We start from the raw sequence: 21,144 nt of genomic DNA on the forward strand, positions 1-21,144 counted from the left end.
TCTCGCTACTAGACCTTTGCAACGAAGGCGTCATGACCGCACTTCGTAGACCGATGGAGCAGCCGAGAACGCTGCACGACAAGGGGGCGGTCAATTCATGGTGGCGGGGGATACCCTGGATTTTCGCCAGCAATTCCGTTCCCAGAACCTCTGAATGGTGCGGCCCACTCACTATTTGCGGTATTGAGTGGGCGTGACGCCAACCTCACGTTTGAACACCTGAGAAAAATGGCTTGGGCTGCTGTATCCGATCTCCAAGCCTATATCGATCACGCTCCGATCCGTTTCGACCAAGAGCTGCCGTGCTCTTGCCATCCTCAGTCTGATAAAGAACTGCGACGGGGAATAACCAGCGGCTTTTTTGAACAGCCGGCTGAAGTGGTACTCGCTCATCCCCGCTATTTCGGCCAAGTGCCCGAGATTGAATTCCCCAGCCAGATCGGCCTCCATCGCCGACAGCACCCGGCGCAGTTTGTAAGCGGGCAACGCGTTGCGGCGCACGATATCGTCCGCTGAGCTGTCTAGGTAACCGCGGGCAAGGTGAACGGCAATGCACTGGGCCAGCCCCTGAAGATAAAGAGGGCTAGCCCTGTGCCCCGTCAGCTCCAGGCGAACTTGCTCCAGTAGAACGGACAACCCATCGTCACGCCCACCCGAGACTTCACGTAGTCGAACCGCTTCCACGAAGCCGCCCAAGACCTCATGGATGGCTTTTTCCAAAAGGGGAATGCCGAGATAGATATGCATTACTTCGAAGGGTTCTGCTCCGTCCACTTTCCAGCGCATTTCGTACGGCTGTGCCGAGGTGGTTAAAAAGAAATCACCTTTAGCCACCTGGCTGCATTGCCAATCGCCGTCAAGCTCTCGCTCCTGCACGGCAGCACTCCCTGAAATAATCCACACCAGTAAGGGCTCGGCTACGGCAGGAACGATGAAGCTATTTTCCTCACGCTCCCGGTTAAAGATTTGCACCAACATATCCCGATCGGCCAGAACGTCCGAGGCGGCAAGCCGTTCACCCCGAATGTAAGCCTCCAAACCATGGGCTGAAGTCCGCGCTATAACATCCATGGGAATTGTCGCCTCAGTCAGTAAGCCGGCTCGAACGAGCGATCTCGGGCATTGGTCTCACAGGGTGGCCTCGAAGTTCAAGCCTAGGTGTTCGACAGTGAGGGCCGTTCGCGGACCTGTAGGGGACGTAAAAAAACGCTCTGGATGCGTGTTCTGAAAGGCAGTAGTCGAAAAAAAGCCGGAATGTCTCCATTCCGGCCGGCGTTTCAACGCTCGGGATAGAGAATCATCCCTGCGTGATACAGCACGTTGCTGCGAAACTCCCCGTCGGCAGTAAAGCCGGTGTCATCCACATAGTCGATGTGATCACCCTCTAACCAGTATCGACCTTGATAGGCGCTTTGTTGCCCTCCGCGGGCTTCGTCATACCGGCCGCCAGGCAGGAGCTCATGGCGAATGCGACCGTCAGCCGTCACCCACATGCCAACGTATTTGTCCTGATCCCCAAGTGGTTCACCCATGGCATTTCCTCGCTGTCGACCGGACATTCAGAATGGACTTGCGGTTGGACGCACGATCAGTTCGCTGACATCGACATCCGCAGGCTGTTCTACGGCGTAGGCGATCGCCCGGGCAATCGTTGAGGCTGGAATCGCGATCTTGCGAAACTCGCGCATCTCGGCACGCCCGCCCTCATCGGAGATACTGTCGGCCAGTTCGGACTCGGTGACGCCTGGGGCAATGACGGTGACCCGGATATCACCGCCCACCTCCTGGCGCAAGCCCTCGGAAATGGCCCGTACGGCATATTTGGTAGCGCAGTACACCGCAGCGGTCGGGCTCACAGCGTAGGCTCCAATGGAGGCAATATTGATGATCTGACCGGCGCGCTGTTCTTGCATGAGCGGCAGCGTTGCGGCAATGCCGTGCAGAACGCCGCGAATATTCACATCGATCATCCGGTTCCACTCATCGACCTTGAGCGCTTCGAGTTTCGAAAGCGGCATGACGCCGGCATTGTTGATTAGAACGTCGACGCGGCCGTGCAATTCGACAGCGAAGTCGATGAAGGACTGCATGTCATCCAGGTTGGTGACATCCAGCGCCAGGACATCAGCGATACCGCCTGCTGAACGAATCTCTTTGGCCAGAGTTTCCAGGCGATCTGTGCGGCGGGCGCCCAAGACCACGCGAGCGCCTTTGCTGGCAAGCAGGCGGGCTGTTGCTTCGCCGATGCCACTGCTGGCGCCGGTGATCACGATGACTTTTTGTTCGATGCCGTGCATTTTCATACTCCTGTTTCTGGCTTTAGAGGCCACCGCCGATACGTAGGTGGTGAAGCAAGAGTAAGAAGCCTGGGCTGGGCTGGGTTATCCGATTCCTGCGGGCAACATGCACGATCCTGCGTGAGTGCTCGGCGTTGAACGTCATGCAATGTCGGCGGGCAAAAGGCAAAAAGTGCTTATCTATTTCATCGAACATAAACCACGAAATTAAGTGTCTATTCAGCCATGTGAGGCCGGTCCACACTTCCTCCATACCAGCGTTTCATGGTTACGCCACTCAGGCTCTTGCAGCGCCCGACAGGCTTGCGCACAAACCCGGTGGGTTATCACTTCTTCACGTTGGTGGGATTTCTGCCGCCGGCCATCAGAGCGACCGAGCCTGCAACAAACAGGAACCCACGTCACGCTTTGCACTGACAACCGGCAACGAATCCATCGCAAATCACGGAGTCGCTGTCATGAAAACAGTACATTCAATGATCACTGTAATCGCCTTATCTGCTCTCAGTGCAGGTTCGATGGCACTGCCAGCCAAAGAAATCGGCCATTGGACCAATCAGACCGGCAAAGAAGTGATGGCTCCCCTTGTGGTTGAAAGTGGTGCGAACCGTCTCACTTACCGCCGCGTGGCAGAGGGTGGTGCGGAAGGTCTTAATGCCCGTAGAGTGGCTTGAGTTGATGCTGAACGCGCCACCTATGTCTGACGTGCATAGCCCATCCTACCGAGAGCCCGGCCCGCCGGGCTCTTGCAGTTGAAGGGTTCATTAAGCATCTACCCAAAAGGCTGCCGACCAACTTATTCTTTGCAATAGAAACAGCCTAACGGGAGGTAATGGCAGTGGATGATTGGGACGAAGAGCTGACACGTCTGAGGGCCGAGCTAGCATCAACCATGAAACGTTTTGCTCCGACCTACGGCGTGTTTCAGACGGGAATTGCTCCGCTGCATTTCATACGCAGTGATACTCCAACCGATGTGATCCACACTGTACATAAGCCGGGGTTATGCATCATTGTGCAGGGCCGTAAACAGGTGCAGTTGTGGGAAGAGAGCTATGTCTATGACCCTTTGAACTATCTGGTCGTCTCGGTAACCCTGCCTCTAGCGGGTCGGGTGACAGAGGCATCCCCAGACAAGCCCTATTTCTGCATCCGCCTGGATATCGATCCGGCAGAAATCGCTCAGATGATCGCAGACGTCAGTCCTATCGGCGTGCCGAGCCAACAGCCCCACCGAGGGCTATATCTGGATAAGATCGATAGCTCCTTGCTCGATGCGATGCTGCGACTGGTACGTCTGTTGGATGTCCCATCAGACATCCCAGCGTTGGCGCCGCTTGTACTAAGAGAAATTTTCTACCGACTGCTCAAAGGCCGGCAGGGTCAGCGTTTACATGAGATAGCCATAACCGATAGCCAGACCCATCGCGTGACTCGTGCCATTGAGTGGCTGAACAATAATTATGCACAGCCGTTGCACATTGATGAGCTAGCGAGCTACGTCAACCTGAGTAACTCCACGCTTCATCATCGATTTAAGGCTGTCACCGCAATGAGTCCTTTGCAGTATCAAAAACAACTTCGCCTCCAGCACGCACGCAGGTTGATGATCTCAGACGGACTGGATGTTTCCACAGCCGGGTTCAAAGTGGGTTATGAAAGCCCGTCACAGTTCAGCCGTGAATACAGCCGAATGTTTGGGGCTCCACCGAGCCGAGATATCGCGAAGCTTCGGTCTCTCGGGTGAGGTGCTGCTGAAGGCTTGGCTAAAACAATCCTGATGGCGGACGTCGAGCAGAATGAGGTGCAGTGCCTCATGGTCCGCTATGGGGCGAAAGCGGTCAGTCGAGAGTGGCAGCTTTCGACCCAAAGCGGTCATCCCTAGGTTAGTTCCCTAGATCGCCTCACATCTGGTTGTTAGCCGCCAGGTGACATACCAAGCCCTCATCTTCGACAGAATCTCGAGAGGAATCGTTGGGACGTTCGTTACGGCTATTCGCGAATCAGAACCTATGTCGATCACTGACTAGTCATGTGATTCGCAATGCATTAAGCAGATTCGTGAAGGTGAGCCCATAACACGCGCAACATCGACCCTAAGGATATTGATGAGAAATTTATGCTTATATACTGATTAATACTCATTAGTCGGCGGCTCAATCACCCGTAGAATGGCGGCCACTTTGGATGGCTAATGGGGCCTTCTCCATCACTAGCGGACCATGGAACATGAATCTTAACCGTGCAAACTTTGCCGATTTCGTTTATTTCCTGGCCATTGTCCGGCACCAGAGCTTCAGCCGGGCGGGCAAGGAGGTTGGCATCAGTGCGTCCGCGTTGAGCCATGCCATCAAGGGGCTTGAGACGCGTCTCGGCGTTCGTCTCCTCAACCGCACCACTCGCAGTGTCACGCTGACGGCGGCAGGCGAGGAGTTGCACGGCTTTATCTGCAAGCCTATGGACGAAATCGCTCAAGCAGCCGAAGCGTTGAATCGTTATCGGGATGAGCCTACCGGGCGTATTCGTCTTAATCTTCTCAGTGACGCTGCCGATCTCTTGCTGGGCCCGGTTCTCCCGGTCTTTAACGACCGCTACCCGGACATGCAAGTCGATTTGACAGTCACCAACTTGATCGTAGACGTCATCGGCGGCGGGCACGATGCTGGTATTCGTTACGGCGGCACGGTGCCCGAAGACATGATCGCCCAGCGTCTGTCACCAGACATCCGTTGGGTCGTGGCAGGCAGTCCGGACTATCTCAAACGTTTCGGCGTGCCGCAGCATCCGAACGATCTTGTGCAACATCGTTGCCTGCGCATTCGCCTGGGGAATGGCGCAATGTATGACTGGGAATTCGAAAAGGACGGTGAGCAGTTGGCAATTGCTGTTCCGGGCTGCATCACCATCGACGAGACACGCGTCGGGCTTTCGCTGGTGCGCCAGGGAGCTGGTCTGATGTACGCCCCGGAGCCTGCGATTGCTCCTCTGGTGGAGCGCGGGGAGGTGATCCGGGTGCTCGATGACTGGGCCAGCGTGGCACCGGGATTCCACATGTACTTTTCGAGCCACAGGCAGGTCCCGATGGGCCTGACGCTGTTGATCGACCTGATCAGGGAACTTAAACCAATGGGGGAGTGCCTGCCGTAGCCGCATCAGACCTCGATGCGGCTGGCTTTCTCAGACTCGTTTCGAGGCGGCTATATCGATGACGAATCGATAGCGCACATCCTTATCGATAACTCGTGCATAGGCCTGGTCAATCTCGTCTGGCTTGATCAATTCGATATCCGCGGAGATGTTACGTGCCGCACAGTAATCGATGACTTCTTGAGTTTCGGCGATCCCGCCAATCAGGGAACCGGCGAATGTTTTGCGTCCAAACGCCATGAGCATTCCGCTTAATCCTTGCAGGTCATCCAGAGCGCCGACGTTAACGAAGGTCGCATCTAGTTTCAGCAGGTTGACGAAGCGCTGCATGGGGTAGGCCTGCGGCACCGTGGAAATGATCAGGTCGAAGTGGTTGGCGAGTCGATCAAAGGCTGCTTCATCGCTCCACAAGATCGCCTCACGCGCACCCAAGCGCTTGGCGTCCTGAACTTTGCTGGCAGTGGTGGTGAAGACCGTCACCTCGGCTCGCCGAGCGGCACCCAGTTTCACTGCAACATGTCCTAATCCTCCCAGGCCGATGACGGCGACTTTTTGCCCGGGTTTGAGGTTCCAGTGCTGCATCGGTGAGAAGGTCGTGACGCCCGCGCAAAGCAGTGGCGTCATGGCTGCCAGGTTGGCGCCCGAAGGCATTCGGATCGCAAAATGCTCGGCCACCACGATGCGTTCGCAGTAGCCGCCATACGTCATCCCTCCCAACACCTTGTCTGGGGATGCGTAGGTGAATGTCGTCCCTTTGAGACAGTTCTGTTCGCGGTCTGCCAGGCAATTTTCGCAGGTGCCGCATGCGTCCACCATGCACCCGACGCCTGCATAATCACCCACCTTGAATTTGGTGACCTGCGCTCCAATGGCTGAGACTTTACCGACAATTTCATGGCCAGGAACGCAGGGGTAGGGTGTCTCGGACCATTCGCTGTGTGCGATGTGGATATCCGAGTGGCAGACGCCTGCGTACTCGATATCGATCAACACATCTTTGGGGCCCACGGCCCGGCGCTGGATCTGCATTGGTGCAAAGCCCGCCCGGACCCCTTTCGTGCCGTAGGCACGGACGCTGAACGGACCTTTGAGTTGTGCAGGTTCCGAAGCCTGGGCTACTGACTCGCCTGCTCCGCTCAGCAAGGGAGCAGCCGCCAGTCCTGCTCCCGCCATCAATACTTTGCGCCGACTCATGGCCGAAGGCGTCGCGTCGGATGTCTTCTCTTCACTCATGCAACTTCGCTCCTCAGGTTTTCTTGCGGCCAGCAAATACATCGTTGACTACGGGCACTGCGGTAAACACATTCGGCCATCCGGTGTAGAACGCCAGTTGTGTCAGCACCTCAGAGGCTTCTCCCTGAGTCAGCCCGTTGTCCATGGCTCGGTTGAGGTGCGCGCCGAGCTGTGCGACCTGCCCGGTGGCGATCAAAGCGCTGACCGTTATGAGGCTTCGATCCCGTGGAGCGAGCCCGGGTCGTAGCCACAAGTCGTGAAAGAGAGCAGCGCTGGTGTAATGCACCACACCCGGTGATACCGGACCGACTGTCTTGTCGACGAAGGTCGTGCGCACTTTCTCTGATGTTTGGTCGATAGGTAGCAGCGGGGGGGATACGGGGGGGAGTTGATCCGCTGTGACGCCGCGATGGGCGAACACCTGCTTGGTCACCAGAATGGTTGCGGTGGCATTGCCCCAACCGGTGTAGAAGGCCAGATGGTTGATGACTTCGGAAATTTCCGAAGGCTTGACGCCGTTATCCAGGGCCAGGTTCAGGTGGTACGCCAATTCGACGGTTTGCTGCTTGGAAATCAGCACTGCGAGGGTAACCAGACTGCGGTCGCGAGGAGACAACCCTGGGCGTTTCCACACTTCCCCGAGCAGCATCGATTCAGTGTTGTGTGCCAGCGTTGGAGACACGGCACGCATGTCATCCAGGCTTGGAACAGGAGGTGTTTGAGCCGAGTCGCCGGGCGTGTGGTTGGAGCACGCTGCCAGCAGCAATGACAGAGAGGCCAATCCTAGCTTCACCAACTTCATCGTGAGGCCTCGTACTGTGCCTCAGTGACAGGCTCCAGCCACTCCACATTCTTGCCATCCAGGGATTCCTGGATCGCAATGTGGCTCATCCCGGTCGTTGCAGTCGCGCCATGCCAATGTTTGACGCCGGGTGGCGTCCAGATCACATCGCCAGGCTTGATGACGATTTTCTCGCCGTTTTCCTGCTGTATCCAGCCCATGCCAGCCGTGACGACCAACGTCTGCCCCAAGGGATGGGTGTGCCACACCGAGCGCGCGCCGGGCTGAAAGGTAACCGCACCTGCCGACACCTTCGAGGGCGCACGTACCGCGATCAGTGGATCAATTCGGGCGCTACCCACAAAATTTCCGGGTGCACCCATGATGGAGGCCTGCTCGCCATTGCGAATCACGTTCATGGTTTTCTCGGCGGGAATGTCGGCGCCGTAGCCAGACATCGTGGCCATCAATGTCGCGGCCAGCGTAGATAGGGTGGCGAGTGCTCTCATCGGTAAGCTCCTGCTCGTTAAACGGAAGAGCTGAAACGCTAGTGGAACATCTTCGGCAGAACTACCCCACAAATCCTGCATGAAGCGATGAGCAATGCTCATCAATTAGCCAGCCGAACAACGTCAACGCTGCTTGGGTGATTGATGAGTAATACTCACAGGAACATCCCGCTTTAGGCGGGTACTTGTCTCAGTCGAGGTTGATTACCGTAACCCCACCGAACAATGGCGTCGCGTTGCCCCTTTCCAGCATTGAAGATCAAGGGTCCAGGAGAATGATCCCACGCGGCAAGCATTCGTATTTTCCCCCGAGAGAACACACAGTGAGCAAACTGGAGGTGATTGCGTCGCGTGGTGACGTCGCGCTGGCCGAAGTATCGACAAATACTGTTGAGCATGGGTTGCGGGTTCTGCTGATTCTCAGTGCGTTACTGGCGTTTGCCTCCATTTCCACTGATCTCTACCTGCCCGCGATGCCGGTCATGGCGACGTCGCTGCATGCCACCAGCGGCATGATGGAACTGACGGTCAGCGGTTATCTGGCGGGGTTCAGTCTGGGCCAGCTGTTTTGGGGGCCGTTCAGTGATCGCTTCGGGCGGCGCCTGCCAGTCGCCTTGGGGTTGCTGCTGTTTATCATTGGTTCCAGCGGCTGCGCGCTTGCTGCCGACGGCTCGACGATCATCTTCTGGCGAGTTATTCAGGCATTGGGAGCGTGCGCCAATGTCGTCCTGGCACGAGCGATGGTGCGTGACCTGTACGAAGGCCAGCGTGCTGCGCAGAAGATGTCGACGCTGATGACCATCATGGCAATTGCCCCATTGGCGGGTCCGACTGTGGGTGGGCAGATTCTGCACTGGTTGTCCTGGCAGGCGATCTTCTGGACGTTGGTGCTGGTTGCGCTGACGACCTTGGCCAGTCTGCTGTGGCTGCCCGAGACCCTCCCAGCTCACCGTCGAACGCTTACATCACCCCGTGCAGTCGTGATGCGCTACGGAAGTTTGCTAAGCCACCGCAAATTCATCGGTTATGTCGCTGCGGGTGGGTTCTTTTACGCCGGAACATTCGCGTACATCGCCGGTTCTCCGTTTGCCTACATCACCTATCACCACGTCACCCCCCAATGGTATGGCGCCTTGTTTGGCGCTGGGATCGTCGGGCTGATGCTCACCAATCAGATCAACGCCAAGCTGCTCAACCGCTACACCAGCGACACGATGATGACCGTGGGCGGGTTGGTCTCTTGCGTGGCCGGACTGGTGCTCGCCATCAATACGTGGGCCGATCTGGGCGGACTGCCTCTGATGATCTGCGGCTGCCTTTTATTCGTATCGGCTACGGGGCTGGTGTTGGCGAACTCGATATCGGGCGCGCTCGGCTGTATGCCGCAGTTCGCAGGCTCAGCCTCTGCGCTGGCCGGTGCTCTGCAATACGGCGCGGGCATTTTCGGCTCGGCGCTCGTAGCTATTTTCGCTGACGGCACACCCTGGCCGATGGGGTTGGTACTGGCCGTTTGCGGAGTGGGGTGCCTTATCAGCGCGGTATTGGTGCTGCGCGCCCCTGACGATTATTGAACCATTTTAAAACTTGAACCATTGGAACTGAGGAACACACCCGTGAGCTTTTCATTCGAGAATCAGGTCGCGCTGGTCACCGGCGCTGCGTCCGGTATCGGTCTGGCAACTGCGCAGGCCTTTGCCCGTGCAGGTGCCGCTGTGGCATTGGCCGACGTCAACGGCGAAGCCGCGCAGGCGGCTGCCGAGGCTTTGATCGCCGAAGGTCATCGCGCCATCGGGATTCGTTGCGACGTATCTGACATGGATCAGGTCGAAGCCATGGTCAAGGAAACCGTCGCCGCTTTTGGCCGTCTGGACGCGGCGTTCAACAACGCCGGTATCCAGAACAAACTGGCAGAAATCGCCGATGCGACGGTCGAGGACTACGACAAGGTCATGTCGGTCAACCTGCGCGGCGTCTGGAGTTGCATGAAGTTCGAACTGGAACACATGCGCCGCCAAGGCAGCGGCACCATTGTCAATTGCTCGTCTTTGGGTGGTTTGGTGGGTGGTGCCGAACGTGCCAATTATCACGCAGCAAAGCATGGCGTGATCGGCCTGACCAAGAGCGCAGCTCTTGAATACGCCGCTCGCAACATTCGGGTCAACGCCGTGTGTCCAGGCCTGATCTGGACGCCGATGGCCGATCAAATGGTCGCAAGCGGTCAAGGCGAAGCGCTGGCAGGCATGACCCAGATGATTCCGATGGGGCGTCACGGCAAACCTGAAGAGATCGCCGATGCCGTGCTCTGGCTGAGCAGTTCGACCTCGAGCTACGTCACTGGCCAGTCCATCTCGGTGGACGGCGGATTCATCATGCGCTGATGTGATTGCAGCCACATACACCTGACGCCTCACGACAAAACCCCAGACTTCAGATTTCAACTTTGTTGAAGTCATGGTCAGGCTTTGCCTGAACATCATCTGAAAGGAACCCAGATCCATGCCGCCATCGAGCACTCCCAGGTTAACTACTGCACTGCTGATCATCCTCGGTATCGTCGTCTTACTCGTTGGCCTGGCGCTGCTTGTGGGGGGCGGGTATCTCGTCGTGCTGGGCGGGTCGTGGTATTTCGCGTTGGCGGGAGCGGGACTGGTTGTCAGCGGCCTGTTTCTGATACGGCAGCGGTTACCGGGTGCGGTCGTGTATCTGCTGGTGTTCGCGGCGTCTGTCGTCTGGTCGGTGTGGGATGTAGGTCTGGCATTCTGGCCACTGTTTTCCCGGCTGTTCGCGCTGGGCGTGGCGTTGGTTTTCGTGCTGATGGCGGCCCCGCATCTGCGGGCCCGCCGACGTCCCGCCCCGGCTCCGCTGGCGTACCTTACAGCGGCAGTGGTGACGGTCGGTCTGGGGGTGACCTTTTACACCGCGCTGCAACCGCAGCCCATCCAGATGGCTGACGGAACGCCAGCGCCCGTGCCGGGCAAGGCAGTCGGAACGGTCGAGCCTGAGACCGACTGGCGCTATTTCGGCCACACACCATCGGGCACACGCCATGCCATGGTCGACCAGATCACACCGCAAAACGTATCGGGTCTGAAGGTGGCGTGGACCTACCGGACAGGCGAAATTCCCGCAGGCAGCCAAGGCCATGTTGTGACGCCGCTTCATGTCAACGGCATGGTCTACGGCTGCACCCAGTCCAGTCAGTTGTTCGCGCTGGACGCCGACACGGGCAAGGAGATCTGGCATCACGATCCCAAGGTGCAGGCAAACAACACCTACCCGCGCTGTCGCGGCGTGGGTTACTACGACGCGACACCTGAGCAAGCCGCCTCTGCCACGGTTGCAGGCCCACAAGCCTGTACACGACGGATCATCGCCACCACCGTCGATGCACGACTGGTCGCAGTGGATGCGCAGACCGGGCAGGCCTGCACTGATTTTGGCGACCATGGCAGCGTGAGTTTGCGCATTGGCATGGGAGGCCAGGATCAGGACCTGTATTTTCCGACTGCGGCACCCACAGTGGTTCGTGATCTGATCGTTGTCGGCGGGCTGGTGTGGGACAACCAGAAAACCGGCGAACCGTCTGGCGTAGTCCGCGCGTTCAATGCGCAAACCGGGCAACTCGCCTGGGCTTGGGATCTGGGTAATCCGGCGATTACACGTGAGCCGCCAGAAGGTCAAACCTACACCCCTGGCACACCTAATGTCTGGTCCACACCTGCCTTCGACGATGCGCTGGGTTTGATCTACCTGCCCACCGGCAACGCGACCCCGGATTTTTGGGGCGGCCATCGCACCGAAGCCGATGATCGGTATTCATCTTCCGTCGTCGCGCTGGACATTGCGACCGGCCGCGAACGCTGGCGTTTCCAGACCGTTCATCATGATCTGTGGGACTACGATGTACCTTCGCAACCGGCGCTTTACGACGTTCCGGATGGCCATGGCGGCGTGCTCCCGGCGCTCATCCAGACCACCAAGCGCGGCCAGATTTTCATGCTTGACCGTCGCACCGGCACCCCGATAGCGCAGGTCGAGGAGCGACCGGTTCCACAGGGCGGCGTGGCAGACGATCACACGGAGCCGACGCAGCCTTACTCCGTGGGCATGCCGTCCATTGGCACCGAGCCGCTCAGTGAAAAACGCATGTGGGGCCTCACGCCGCTAGATCAGTTGATATGCCGAATCGATTTTCGCAAGGCGCGCTATGAGGGTGAATTCACGCCGCCGAGCGAGCGTCTGACGATTCAATATCCGAGCTGGTTGGGAGGCATGAACTGGGGTTCGGTTTCCATCGCTGAGAACCTTGGCTACATGATCGTCAACGACACCCGCGTTGCCATCTGGAATCGCATGATTCCACGCGCCGCCTACGACGAGAAAACCCACAGTGGCGGCGGCCATGAAGGCAACGCGCCGCAGGCGGGCACTCCTTGGGGTATCGAGCAAGGCCGCTTCCTGTCGCCGCTTGGGATTCCATGCCAGGAGCCGCCTTACGGCACTCTCACGGCCATTGATCTGGCGACGCGCAAGGTGGCGTGGTCGATGCCGTTGGGCACCACCGAACAGACCGGCCCGCTGGGTATCGCGACCCATTTGCCGATGCCGATTGGCATGCCTACGCGGGGAGGGCCGATCACCACTTCGACAGGGCTGGTGTTCATGGCCGGCACTCAGGATTTCTATATCCGGGCCTTCGATGTACGCACGGGTGATGAACTCTGGAAAGGGCGCTTGCCGGTTGGCGCCGAAGCCACGCCCATGACCTATGTCTCGCCGAAGACGGGCAGGCAGTTCGTGCTCATCAGCGCGGGCGGTAACTCTGCTACTACCCAGAAAGGCGATTACATCGTGGCGTATGCACTGCCCCAATGAACCTGGCAGGGGGGCTGTGAAGTGGTTTTTTTGGTGATGCTGTACGTACGGGAGAGGTCATGTTGAACGTCAAAGCAATCTTGGGAGTGATGGCGATGGTGGTTTTACCGGTACAACAGGCGGTGAGCGGTGAATCGCAAGGCCGGGTCATCCGCATCGCCCAGCTTGAGATCGATCCTGCGCAACTGGCCGCCTATGAGCGTGCGGTCAAGGAAGAAATTGCAGAGTCGATCCGGGTCGAGCCGGGTGTGGTGTCCATCTATTCGGTGGCCGACAAGGATCACCCTAACCAACTTCATTTTTTTGAAATCTACGCCAGCGACGCGGCCTACCGCAGCCACATCGCCTCGCCTCACTTCCAGAAATATGTCGCGGTCACTCAGATAATGATCCTGAGCAAACGTTTGATCGAAACCAAACCGGTGATGCTGGATGCGCAGCCTGGCGCTGGCGAGCGATTGACTGCCCCGTGAGGGTTCTGCTGCTCTCATCTCAGATTTTGCTGTATGGCGGGATATAGGCCAATTCTTCGGTTTCTACGTTGCCGAACTCCCGGCTTTCAAGGCCTCTACCACAAGGGCGACCGCCTGTGACGTTTGCCGCCTGCTGGGGTAGAAAAGGTGATAGCCGGGGTAGGTGGGGAACCATTCTTCAAGTACCCAGGCCAGTTGCCCGGTCTCGACGTGAGGCTTTGCCAGGTCGAAGGGAACGTAAGCCAAGCCGAAGCCTTCCAGTGCGGCCTCCAGCATCTGATACGTACTGTTGAACACCCACTGCCCATCGACCCTGACCTGCAAATCGCGCCCCCCTTTGCTCAGTTCCCAAGGCATCAGCGAATCCCGGGTTGGCAGCCGCAGGTTGATGCAGTTGTGATGGGTGAGGTCTTGGGGTGTCACGCAAGGGCCGTTTGCAGCCAGGTAATGTGGCGCGCCGACGATAGCCATGGTGAGGTCCGGGCTGATACGGGCGGCGATCATGTCTTTCTCGACTTGATCGCCCAGACGAATCCCGATGTCGTAGCTTTGCTCGACGATGTTCGCCAGCCCGTAATCATTGATCAATTCGACCCGAATATCCGGGTACTCATGCAGAAGCAATTTCAGACGCGGCCAGACATAGGCCTGTGTTGCGTAGTCAGTGGTTGTGATTCGGACTGTACCGGTCGGCCTGTCGCGAAGGTCGCTCAGCGCCTCCAGTTCTGCATCGATTTCCTCAAAACGAGGAGTGATCGCGGCCAACACTCTCCTTCCCGCCTCGGTGGGGGAGACGCTTCGTGTGGTGCGGGTTAGTAGTCGCAGCCCCATCCGGGTTTCCAAGGCACTGATGGTGCGGCTCAGTGCCGATTGCGAAATGCCCAGCTGAGCGGCAGCGCGGGTGAAGTTTCGCTCGCGGGCCACGGTCAGCAACGCGAACAAATCATTCAGGTTTTCTCGCATTGATGCTCCTGAGCATAAGTGCATGCCAATTCTGCCGTCTAATCATAGGTCCTGAATGATCTTAGAGTAAGTCCACGGCTGAAGCGGTGGACTGCCTTGGCGTTCTTCAATGACTTAACGGATCAAAAGAGGGTATTTATGGAACTCAAACGTGTTGGCTCGCAGGCTTCGATGAAAGGCCCGGAAGCCTGGTTCACTGGTACGGTGCGCGTCGATCCTCTGAACTTCCCGCCAGAACCTTCACGGGTGACGGTGGCTAGCGTAACTTTCGAGCCGGGTGCCCGTTCCGCCTGGCATACCCATCCGCTGGGGCAAACGCTCATCGTTACCGCAGGCTGCGGCTGGACTCAATGCGAAGGCGAGCCGATCGTTGAAATTCGTGCCGGTGACGTGATCTGGTGTCCGCCTGGCCATAAACATTGGCACGGGGCGTCAGCGACCACGTCGATGACACACATCGCCATTCAAGAAGCTTTAGACGGTGTGAACGTCGTCTGGATGGAGAAGGTGACGGATGAGGAATACAACGTCGGCCCTACCTCTACTCCCCACGACCACAGTCATTGATGGGGGGACTCGATCGTCCATCCTTTTTCCTCTCAGATCAAATGGGGACACCCATAGGCCTCATTGACGGCGACCTCTGAGTTTTTCAAGTTTGCGGTTCTACGCCCGTGCACGAGGTCTACAAATGTCCGCTTCTGGCCGATAGCGGTCACTCCACATCAAATGACTAGGGTGGAGCCACCTGACCTGCACAACGACGACTGCCAGTCCTCGAAGAGGTTTGCCAGCCGAAGCAGCGGGCAGCCTCTGAGTTCCGAGCCTATTCATCGTCAGCCCGACAGAGAGGGCACCAGCGGAATCGTTGTATGTGCTGACCCTTCAGGCACTGCCCGTGTCAGCAGCGAACTTGGGTTTCGCGCTCATCGAACTCCGATTGCGCCTCCATGACAGTGGACAGATGCTGGACCGTCCAAAGGCGTAGCGCCGTGAAAGGCTCCTCCAGAGTCCGTCCCAAGGGGGTTATTCGATATTCCACTGCCACCTGCGAAGAGGGAATGACAAGACGAGCAAGTATCCCGTTGCGTTCGAGTCGCCTCAGGGCTTGCGTCAACGCTTTTTGCGTGATGCCCTCCAGACACCGTTTCAGTTCATTGAAACGCAGTGGCTTCTCGCAAAGCGCTGTGAGAATCAGCATCGTCCACTTATCACCGATTTGATCCAGTAAATAACGACTCGGGCAACTGGTCGCGTCGTTGGGTATGTCGATCCTGGCGTCAATCATATAAGCCTCTTCGCGTGCATGTGGTGTATTCGGATAAACCTGATGACCTGAAAGTGCGTAATTGTCATTTATTCTGCATCTTATACCCTGACGCCTTACTTCAATCAGGGTGTTAACCATGTCATCTCAACTCGTTCAAGAAACGACTGACAAACTTGCAGTTGCTGAAGCACTTTACCGCTACGCGGCGGGTATCGATCTGCGTGACCCCGCGCTTTTGGCTTCGGTTCTTACGGAAAGTGCAGTTTCTGATTTCAGGCCAGCCGCAGCTAAAGCCGGTTTTGAATACCCTGTTCTGGAGGGGCGGGACACAATTGTGCAAGCCCTGATGGCTTCACTCACCCCGTTCGACACCACGCACTCGGTGAACAATGCCCGCGTCACCATTGACGGGGACAAGGCAGTGCTAGATGCGCTGGTAGAAGCCCAGCACGTGCTGAAAACCGACAGGACTCGTCATTACCTCATGAAAAACCGCTACGACGTTCAGTTGGTCAAACAGGGTGAAACCTGGCTGATCCAGCACATCATCGTGGACAACGTGTGGCGCACGGGAGATCCCTCCGTCCTGGCCGGTGTTTAATTTGTTTACGCCTTAAATACTCTTTGTTCGCTGAGAATGCGCGCAGCGTCTCGTGAAGGCGGCAGCCCGAAGACTTTCGCGTAGTCCCGGCTGAACTGGTTGCTGCTTTCATAGCCGACTTCAAAAGCAACAGCAGTGACACTTTTCGCGTTGGCCACCATCAGCGTGCGCGCCTGAAGCAGGCGAACACGTTTTTGGTATTGCAGCGGACTCAGTGTGGTAACGGCCTTGAAATGCCGGTGAAAGGCCGAGACGCTCATCGCGGCTCTTTCAGCCATGTGTTCGACGCGAATGGATTGGGCAAAGTCGCGGCGGATCCATTGAATGGCTTGATTGACGCGGGCCATGGCCGAGTCTGGCGCAGCGATTTCACGCAGCATCCAGCCGTGAGGGCCTTGCAGTACGCGGTAGAGAATTTCGCGCTCGTAGGCGGGCGCGAGTGCCGCGATACCTTGCGGGTCACCCATCAAGCGCAGCAGCCGCACCCAGGCATCCATCAGCTCAGGCGTGACCGGCGCTACGGAAAAACCCGGATCCTGATCGTGGCGATCCGCTGGAAGCGGTAGATCGGCCAGCAACGTGGTCAGCGCCACCGGGTCGAGCGTCAGGCTTACCGCCAAATAAGGCTCACCTGTCGATGCCGGATGAACAGAGCCCACGGCGGGCAGCTCGATGGACATCACAAAGTACGTCGCCGGGTCATAGTGCAACGTGTGCTCCCCGACAGTCATGGTTTTACTGCCCTGGAGAATCAGGTTGATCATCGGCTCGTAAACGGCGGCCAGCATGTGCTCGGGAATCTCACCCTGCACCATAGCCACCCTGGGAATTCCCGTTTCAGTGCGTCGATTTTCAGCACTTGCAGTCAGGGCTCGCAGTTCATTTAGTTGTGTATTCATGGACTGGATGCTGCCCCGCGCTTTCAGCACTTGGCAAGCAAAAAGCAGAAACAGGCAGGTTTCGAGTAGGAATGGCCACGTTTCGAAGGGGCGTGATCTCTACTGTGGAGGCTCAAGTCATCGACACGGGAATCGCACCATGGGCGTCATCGTTATTACCGGAGGCAGTCGCGGCATCGGCGCGAGCGCCGCTCAACACATTGCAGAGCGAGGGATGGGCGTCATCCTCACCTATAACCAGAATCCCGATGCAGCAAACCAGGTCGTCGGGCAAATCGAGGCGGCGGGTGGCAAGGCCGTTGCACTGCGGTTGGACGTAGGCGATACCGCAAGCTTCGCTGCATTTCGTGATTCGGTGTTCACCGTTCTGGAAATGACCTGGGGCATAACTACGCTGGCTGGATTGGTGAATAACGCAGGGTACGGGCTGTTCAATCCGCTGGAATCGGTCAGCGAGGAACAGTTCGACGGCCTGTTCGCGGTGCACCTTAAAGGGCCTTTTTTCCTGACTCAAACCCTGCTGCCGTTGCTCGAAGACGGCGCCAGCATCGTCAACCTGACCAGTGCTACCACGCGCGTTGCGACCGCAGGCGTAGCGCCCTATGCCGCCTTCAAAGGCGGTCTCGAAGTGCTGACCCGCTACATGGCGAAGGAGCTGGGCGAGCGCGGTATTCGCGCCAATGCGGTTTCTCCCGGTGCAATTCGCACCGAGTTGGGCGGCGGATTGAACGATGAGTTCGAGGCCTTGCTCGCCGGGCAAACCGCGCTGGGCCGGGTGGGTGAGCCGCAAGACGTCGCTCGCGTCATCGCGATGCTGGTGTCTGGCGAAAGCACCTGGATCAATGCCCAGACCATCGAAGTCGCAGGCGGCTACATCATCTGAATTGTCGGAGGCTCCATGCTCGATCATATTTTTCTCTCGGTGAGCGACATCCAGCGCTCGATCCATTTTTACGAGGCGGCATTGACGCCGCTTGGCATCACGGCACGTCTGGATTACGACGGCAAGGACGGCCCGCCCGGTCATCCTGACCTCAAGGGTTTTGGCGCTCATGGCCGAATGTTCTTCTGGCTGCGCGAAGGGGTGGTTGAGGGGCAGGCGGTGCACGTCGGTTTCGTCGCCAATAGCCGTGCCGACGTCGATGCTGCCTATGCAGCGGCCATGGCCCAAGGAGCGACAGACAATGGTGCTCCCGGCGCGCGGCTGCATTACGACCCGAACTACTACGCGGCCAATGTCCTCGACCCGGACGGTTATAGCCTCGAATTCGTCTACAAAAACTGGCAGCACGCCCAATGCAGACCCTGATGATTTATGGTGCGACCGGCTACACCGGGCGTATGGCCGTGAAGCACGCAAAAGCAGCTGGCCTGGAACTGATTCTGGCGGGGCGTAGCGCGAACCGACTGACGCCTCTGGCCGCCGAACTGGATCTGCCGTTTCGCTTGTTCAGCGCTGAACACGTAACGGCAGACGCCCTGGCCGGTATCAGCGTCCTGCTGAATTTCGCCGGGCCATTTGCGCATACCGCCGAGCCGTTGATGCGCGCCTGCATTCAGTCAAGCGTGGACTACCTGGACATCACCGCAGAGATCAACGTCTACCGGCTGGCGGAGTCTCTGGATCTTGAAGCTGCGCAAGCGGGCGTGATGTTACTGCCTGGCGTGGGCTGGGACGTGGTGCCGACTGATTGCCTGGCCCTGCATGTGGCGGCGAGGGTTGAACAACCTCAGTCCCTGAACGTGGCGCTGCAAGTGGCAGGCCCCATGTCTCGCGGCTCGGCATCGAGCGTGAGTGAGATCATCGGCGCAGGTGTGCTGGCGCGTGTCGAAGGTCAACTTGTGGCGACCCCCGATCAGCCACCCCGACAGTTTGATTTTGGAGCCGGCCCAAAGCTGTGCGTGCCACTGTCGTTCGGGGATCTGGTGACCGGTTGGCGATCCACAGGCATTCCCGACATCGCCATGTACGTGCACATCCCGGACGCCGCCTTTCCCGAGGGTGACCTCTCGGAACTGCCTGAAGGGCCAAGTGAAGATGAACGTCTAGCGCATCGTGCGTTTGCCGTAGCCGAGGTCGTGGGAGCAGATGGCAGTAAGGCCCGCTCAGTGATTGAGACGGTCAACGGGTACACCTACACACCGCTGGCAGCAGTTGAGGCGGCGCGTCGTGTGCTGGGCGGTGAGCGTCGAGCGGGTTTCGAAACACCGGCACACCTACTCGGTGTCGGGTTCGCCGAGACCATCGCCGGTACAACCATTACGGATTTCTAGTCAGAGTTGGGCAGCCGAGCAAAGCTGCCCTGACGTCATTCACCGACAACCTCGACAACGAACCACAGGCAGGATGCGATGAACATTTCGATATGCGGCGTGGCGCTGCTCGCACTTTTCACCACCTTGGACTGCTCGGCTGCGTTGCAAACAGACGATCCTGCGGTGGTGTGCGCGATATTGCGGGATACACAATTGCTCGCTGGCAACTGGACGCAAACCTCAAGCAACGGGGCGCGATGTCAAAGTCCCGGTCGGCCAGTGCGCGGCGATGAGCGCCAGGGCAGCGAAATGACTTACTTGGCTGAGGGTGAGGAGGGTCGCGTAAAGCGGGTGTCCCTCATCGTCAAGGTCAAGAATCCAAACGTCCTTGATGCCGCTGAGCGAGAGCTGCTGCACGCGTCGAACCGTCTATCTGTGCGGCTGCTGGGCTTATCGATCCCCACCCAAATTCGCGAGGCGCTAAAAAACCCAGCGGCAGCAAGCGCCCTGGTCGGTAGTGGATCGATTCACGTGTATCGAGAGCAGGCCAAAGGCAGTCATGCCCTGAGCATTTTTGTCGTGATGGAGTAGAAATGCGGGTCGAGCAACGTTCGCAGTCTGTAGAGAAGCAGCGGCTGCTTTCGACCCTTAGCTGACTGCCAACTGCAAGGTGGCACTGACTGACTTGCTCTTCGCTAACGAACTTCAAATAAACGGGAGCGGTCTGCTCGCGGTGGTACCGAGTATACGGGCGGCTCTTTCTTTGGGTGGCCGCTTGGGTCATTAGCGGTCAACTGCGAATGGCTGCGTGGTCTTGACTCGCCCCTCGGCGGGAGGCGGATAAGCCGCATGGTTTCATGCTCGACGTCGTCTATTACTTAATTCATCACCCGAGAGCCTGGGATGCTGCGGCGAGCGGGAATGGCCATCAACGGTACGCTTTGCGAAAGCGAGCGTACATTCGAGGAGGTTTTCGTGGCCAACTTCACAGTTCTGGTGACTGTGCTTTCGATGGTACTGGGTTTGTCCATAACCAGGATCCTGTTGGGCCTCATCACCGTTTTTCGGATCCGCCGCACCGCCAGGCCAGACTGGGTAGCTCTTGCATGGGCCTTCACGCTTTTTCTTTTCCAACTGCAATTCTGGTGGGCCCTCAATGACCTCTCCACCATCAAGAAGGAATTTTCATTCGGAGAATTCCTGCTTCTGGTCAGTCTGACCCTCGCGCTATTCACCGCTGCGGCGTTGATCCTCCCAAGCCGCAGCGAGGACGAACTGGATGGCCTTCAGGTCTACTTTGAGCAGGATGGGCGGTACGCTTTATTGGCGATTTGTACGTACCTCGGACTAGGCAGTGTGATCAATATCGTGTTCTTCCATGCCTCACCATTTCAGCTGTGGGCAGTCTTGGATCTGGTCATGATCACCTTGTCGTCGGCAGCTTTCTTTGCACCGTCACGCCGGCTCTACGCTTCCCTTACATTGGCCTATCTACCGTTGTCGGTATTCGATACCGCCGTGTCATTGAACTCATAGGCAGACCAGCGCTTTGCCGCCTGAAAGCACGGGTTTCTTAGCCTGAAGCTGGGAACGCGTGTCATCGCGAGCAATTGTGATACAGCGGAAAACTCAGCGGCCCGGGTAGTTTGAGATTGCAGAGCGAACACGCTGGCTCCAGAGGCCTGGATACATCAAGCTCGATGACGCATTGGCGATGGCGGAGCAGACGGAGGCCCGATCGCCTACAGCGACGGTCAAGGTATGACCGTCGCTGTCCGACCCATAGCGGCCCGTCGGTATCGGCTGAAATCGGTCAGAATCAGCCGCCCGAGCAGCGGTT

Annotated in this window: 23 protein-coding genes; 14 read left to right on the plus strand and 9 right to left on the minus strand. The window is 57.9% G+C overall.

Translation table 11 applies throughout. The features are described 5' to 3' along the window. Window positions 1-171: 171 nt before the first annotated feature. The 3 genes from ACIPIJ_RS09050 to ACIPIJ_RS09060 form a co-directional block, all read right to left on the minus strand. Window positions 172-1,071 (minus strand): helix-turn-helix domain-containing protein, encoded by a 900-nt coding sequence (locus ACIPIJ_RS09050; protein WP_401075140.1) that lies wholly within the window; start codon window positions 1,069-1,071, stop codon window positions 172-174. Between the two features lie 206 nt (window positions 1,072-1,277). Further along, window positions 1,278-1,532: an Atu4866 domain-containing protein gene (locus tag ACIPIJ_RS09055; RefSeq protein ID WP_401075143.1), complete on the minus strand. Its 255-nt coding sequence runs from the start codon at window positions 1,530-1,532 to the stop codon at window positions 1,278-1,280. Window positions 1,533-1,559: 27 nt separating this feature from the next. Beyond that, a complete protein-coding gene (locus ACIPIJ_RS09060) occupies window positions 1,560-2,297 on the minus strand; it encodes an SDR family oxidoreductase (protein ID WP_401075146.1) in 738 nt (245 codons plus the stop codon). Window positions 2,298-2,755: 458 nt separating this feature from the next. Here ACIPIJ_RS09060 and ACIPIJ_RS09065 point away from each other — a divergent pair, with 458 nt between their 5' ends. The 3 genes from ACIPIJ_RS09065 to ACIPIJ_RS09075 all read left to right on the plus strand — a co-directional run bounded on the left by ACIPIJ_RS09065 (window position 2,756) and on the right by ACIPIJ_RS09075 (window position 5,444). Next, a complete protein-coding gene (locus tag ACIPIJ_RS09065; RefSeq protein WP_401075149.1) occupies window positions 2,756-2,971 on the plus strand; it encodes a hypothetical protein in 216 nt (71 codons plus the stop codon). Window positions 2,972-3,129: 158 nt separating this feature from the next. Continuing rightward, a complete protein-coding gene (locus ACIPIJ_RS09070; RefSeq protein ID WP_401075152.1) occupies window positions 3,130-4,044 on the plus strand; it encodes an AraC family transcriptional regulator N-terminal domain-containing protein in 915 nt (304 codons plus the stop codon). Window positions 4,045-4,526: 482 nt separating this feature from the next. Further along, the gene (locus ACIPIJ_RS09075; protein WP_259135869.1) at window positions 4,527-5,444 is read left to right on the plus strand and encodes a LysR family transcriptional regulator; all 918 of its coding nucleotides are present in this window, start codon (window positions 4,527-4,529) and stop codon (window positions 5,442-5,444) included. 30 nt (window positions 5,445-5,474) lie between these two features. Here ACIPIJ_RS09075 and ACIPIJ_RS09080 read toward each other — a convergent pair whose 3' ends face one another. From ACIPIJ_RS09080 to ACIPIJ_RS09090, 3 genes are read right to left on the minus strand one after another with little or no spacing between them, the layout of a single operon-like run. After that, window positions 5,475-6,677 carry an NAD(P)-dependent alcohol dehydrogenase gene (locus ACIPIJ_RS09080; RefSeq protein ID WP_401075155.1) on the minus strand — a complete coding sequence of 401 codons (1,203 nt, stop codon included), beginning with the start codon at window positions 6,675-6,677 and terminating at the stop codon, window positions 5,475-5,477. Window positions 6,678-6,690: 13 nt separating this feature from the next. Beyond that, window positions 6,691-7,479, minus strand: a complete 789-nt coding sequence (locus ACIPIJ_RS09085) for a carboxymuconolactone decarboxylase family protein (protein ID WP_266030819.1) — start codon at window positions 7,477-7,479, stop codon at window positions 6,691-6,693. Then, complete coding sequence (locus tag ACIPIJ_RS09090; protein WP_259135871.1) at window positions 7,476-7,967, minus strand: cupin domain-containing protein; 492 nt, start codon at window positions 7,965-7,967, stop codon at window positions 7,476-7,478. The genes ACIPIJ_RS09085 and ACIPIJ_RS09090 overlap by 4 nt, the downstream gene beginning before the upstream one ends. Window positions 7,968-8,290: 323 nt before the next feature. Between ACIPIJ_RS09090 and ACIPIJ_RS09095 the strand changes: the two genes are divergently transcribed. The 4 genes from ACIPIJ_RS09095 (at window position 8,291) to ACIPIJ_RS09110 (ending at window position 13,315) form a co-directional block, all read left to right on the plus strand. After that, entirely contained in the window at window positions 8,291-9,538 is a 1,248-nt protein-coding gene (locus tag ACIPIJ_RS09095) for a multidrug effflux MFS transporter (RefSeq protein WP_266030821.1), read from the plus strand. A gap of 42 nt (window positions 9,539-9,580) precedes the next feature. Continuing rightward, window positions 9,581-10,345, plus strand: a complete 765-nt coding sequence (locus ACIPIJ_RS09100) for an SDR family NAD(P)-dependent oxidoreductase (protein WP_259135873.1) — start codon at window positions 9,581-9,583, stop codon at window positions 10,343-10,345. A gap of 118 nt (window positions 10,346-10,463) precedes the next feature. Further along, window positions 10,464-12,842: a membrane-bound PQQ-dependent dehydrogenase, glucose/quinate/shikimate family gene (locus ACIPIJ_RS09105; RefSeq protein ID WP_401075160.1), complete on the plus strand. Its 2,379-nt coding sequence runs from the start codon at window positions 10,464-10,466 to the stop codon at window positions 12,840-12,842. 59 nt (window positions 12,843-12,901) lie between these two features. Continuing rightward, the gene (locus ACIPIJ_RS09110) at window positions 12,902-13,315 is read left to right on the plus strand and encodes a putative quinol monooxygenase (protein WP_401075163.1); all 414 of its coding nucleotides are present in this window, start codon (window positions 12,902-12,904) and stop codon (window positions 13,313-13,315) included. Window positions 13,316-13,378: 63 nt separating this feature from the next. Here ACIPIJ_RS09110 and ACIPIJ_RS09115 read toward each other — a convergent pair whose 3' ends face one another. Further along, entirely contained in the window at window positions 13,379-14,278 is a 900-nt protein-coding gene (locus tag ACIPIJ_RS09115; RefSeq protein ID WP_401075166.1) for a LysR family transcriptional regulator, read from the minus strand. A 138-nt stretch (window positions 14,279-14,416) separates the two neighbouring features. On the opposite strand from ACIPIJ_RS09115, the gene ACIPIJ_RS09120 reads away from it, so the two are divergent. Beyond that, window positions 14,417-14,845 (plus strand): cupin domain-containing protein, encoded by a 429-nt coding sequence (locus ACIPIJ_RS09120; protein WP_259135877.1) that lies wholly within the window; start codon window positions 14,417-14,419, stop codon window positions 14,843-14,845. Window positions 14,846-15,179: 334 nt separating this feature from the next. Here ACIPIJ_RS09120 and ACIPIJ_RS09125 read toward each other — a convergent pair whose 3' ends face one another. Beyond that, window positions 15,180-15,566 carry a helix-turn-helix domain-containing protein gene (locus ACIPIJ_RS09125; RefSeq protein ID WP_070096009.1) on the minus strand — a complete coding sequence of 129 codons (387 nt, stop codon included), beginning with the start codon at window positions 15,564-15,566 and terminating at the stop codon, window positions 15,180-15,182. Between the two features lie 118 nt (window positions 15,567-15,684). Here ACIPIJ_RS09125 and ACIPIJ_RS09130 point away from each other — a divergent pair, with 118 nt between their 5' ends. After that, window positions 15,685-16,149 carry a nuclear transport factor 2 family protein gene (locus tag ACIPIJ_RS09130; protein WP_070096008.1) on the plus strand — a complete coding sequence of 155 codons (465 nt, stop codon included), beginning with the start codon at window positions 15,685-15,687 and terminating at the stop codon, window positions 16,147-16,149. 5 nt (window positions 16,150-16,154) lie between these two features. On the opposite strand, the gene ACIPIJ_RS09135 is transcribed toward ACIPIJ_RS09130, so the two are convergent. After that, window positions 16,155-17,048, minus strand: a complete 894-nt coding sequence (locus ACIPIJ_RS09135) for an AraC family transcriptional regulator (RefSeq protein WP_175442723.1) — start codon at window positions 17,046-17,048, stop codon at window positions 16,155-16,157. A 139-nt stretch (window positions 17,049-17,187) separates the two neighbouring features. Here ACIPIJ_RS09135 and ACIPIJ_RS09140 point away from each other — a divergent pair, with 139 nt between their 5' ends. The 5 genes from ACIPIJ_RS09140 to ACIPIJ_RS09160 all read left to right on the plus strand — a co-directional run bounded on the left by ACIPIJ_RS09140 (window position 17,188) and on the right by ACIPIJ_RS09160 (window position 20,840). Next, window positions 17,188-17,931, plus strand: coding sequence for an SDR family NAD(P)-dependent oxidoreductase (locus ACIPIJ_RS09140; RefSeq protein WP_070096007.1), 744 nt, complete (start codon window positions 17,188-17,190; stop codon window positions 17,929-17,931). 15 nt (window positions 17,932-17,946) lie between these two features. After that, the gene (locus ACIPIJ_RS09145; protein ID WP_401075170.1) at window positions 17,947-18,357 is read left to right on the plus strand and encodes a VOC family protein; all 411 of its coding nucleotides are present in this window, start codon (window positions 17,947-17,949) and stop codon (window positions 18,355-18,357) included. Then, window positions 18,345-19,322: a saccharopine dehydrogenase family protein gene (locus tag ACIPIJ_RS09150; protein WP_401075173.1), complete on the plus strand. Its 978-nt coding sequence runs from the start codon at window positions 18,345-18,347 to the stop codon at window positions 19,320-19,322. The genes ACIPIJ_RS09145 and ACIPIJ_RS09150 overlap by 13 nt, the downstream gene beginning before the upstream one ends. Before the next feature lie 78 nt (window positions 19,323-19,400). Then, window positions 19,401-19,895 carry a hypothetical protein gene (locus ACIPIJ_RS09155; protein ID WP_401075175.1) on the plus strand — a complete coding sequence of 165 codons (495 nt, stop codon included), beginning with the start codon at window positions 19,401-19,403 and terminating at the stop codon, window positions 19,893-19,895. Window positions 19,896-20,279: 384 nt separating this feature from the next. After that, window positions 20,280-20,840: a hypothetical protein gene (locus ACIPIJ_RS09160; RefSeq protein WP_401075746.1), complete on the plus strand. Its 561-nt coding sequence runs from the start codon at window positions 20,280-20,282 to the stop codon at window positions 20,838-20,840. Window positions 20,841-21,144: the final 304 nt, after the last annotated feature.

This window comes from Pseudomonas sp. NPDC087185, assembly GCF_044744955.1.
Taxonomy (GTDB): domain Bacteria; phylum Pseudomonadota; class Gammaproteobacteria; order Pseudomonadales; family Pseudomonadaceae; genus Aquipseudomonas.

Coding starts and splice junctions, on each gene's coding strand:
- ACIPIJ_RS09050 (WP_401075140.1), bottom strand. CDS start 1,071: ATGGATGTTATAGCGCGGACTTCAGCCCATGGTTTGGAGGCTTACATT.
- ACIPIJ_RS09055 (WP_401075143.1), bottom strand. CDS start 1,532: ATGGGTGAACCACTTGGGGATCAGGACAAATACGTTGGCATGTGGGTG.
- ACIPIJ_RS09060 (WP_401075146.1), bottom strand. CDS start 2,297: ATGCACGGCATCGAACAAAAAGTCATCGTGATCACCGGCGCCAGCAGT.
- ACIPIJ_RS09065 (WP_401075149.1), top strand. CDS start 2,756: ATGAAAACAGTACATTCAATGATCACTGTAATCGCCTTATCTGCTCTC.
- ACIPIJ_RS09070 (WP_401075152.1), top strand. CDS start 3,130: ATGGCAGTGGATGATTGGGACGAAGAGCTGACACGTCTGAGGGCCGAG.
- ACIPIJ_RS09075 (WP_259135869.1), top strand. CDS start 4,527: ATGAATCTTAACCGTGCAAACTTTGCCGATTTCGTTTATTTCCTGGCC.
- ACIPIJ_RS09080 (WP_401075155.1), bottom strand. CDS start 6,677: ATGAGTGAAGAGAAGACATCCGACGCGACGCCTTCGGCCATGAGTCGG.
- ACIPIJ_RS09085 (WP_266030819.1), bottom strand. CDS start 7,479: ATGAAGTTGGTGAAGCTAGGATTGGCCTCTCTGTCATTGCTGCTGGCA.
- ACIPIJ_RS09090 (WP_259135871.1), bottom strand. CDS start 7,967: ATGAGAGCACTCGCCACCCTATCTACGCTGGCCGCGACATTGATGGCC.
- ACIPIJ_RS09105 (WP_401075160.1), top strand. CDS start 10,464: ATGCCGCCATCGAGCACTCCCAGGTTAACTACTGCACTGCTGATCATC.
- ACIPIJ_RS09110 (WP_401075163.1), top strand. CDS start 12,902: ATGTTGAACGTCAAAGCAATCTTGGGAGTGATGGCGATGGTGGTTTTA.
- ACIPIJ_RS09115 (WP_401075166.1), bottom strand. CDS start 14,278: ATGCGAGAAAACCTGAATGATTTGTTCGCGTTGCTGACCGTGGCCCGC.
- ACIPIJ_RS09120 (WP_259135877.1), top strand. CDS start 14,417: ATGGAACTCAAACGTGTTGGCTCGCAGGCTTCGATGAAAGGCCCGGAA.
- ACIPIJ_RS09125 (WP_070096009.1), bottom strand. CDS start 15,566: ATGATTGACGCCAGGATCGACATACCCAACGACGCGACCAGTTGCCCG.
- ACIPIJ_RS09130 (WP_070096008.1), top strand. CDS start 15,685: ATGTCATCTCAACTCGTTCAAGAAACGACTGACAAACTTGCAGTTGCT.
- ACIPIJ_RS09135 (WP_175442723.1), bottom strand. CDS start 17,048: ATGAATACACAACTAAATGAACTGCGAGCCCTGACTGCAAGTGCTGAA.
- ACIPIJ_RS09140 (WP_070096007.1), top strand. CDS start 17,188: ATGGGCGTCATCGTTATTACCGGAGGCAGTCGCGGCATCGGCGCGAGC.
- ACIPIJ_RS09145 (WP_401075170.1), top strand. CDS start 17,947: ATGCTCGATCATATTTTTCTCTCGGTGAGCGACATCCAGCGCTCGATC.
- ACIPIJ_RS09150 (WP_401075173.1), top strand. CDS start 18,345: ATGCAGACCCTGATGATTTATGGTGCGACCGGCTACACCGGGCGTATG.
- ACIPIJ_RS09155 (WP_401075175.1), top strand. CDS start 19,401: ATGAACATTTCGATATGCGGCGTGGCGCTGCTCGCACTTTTCACCACC.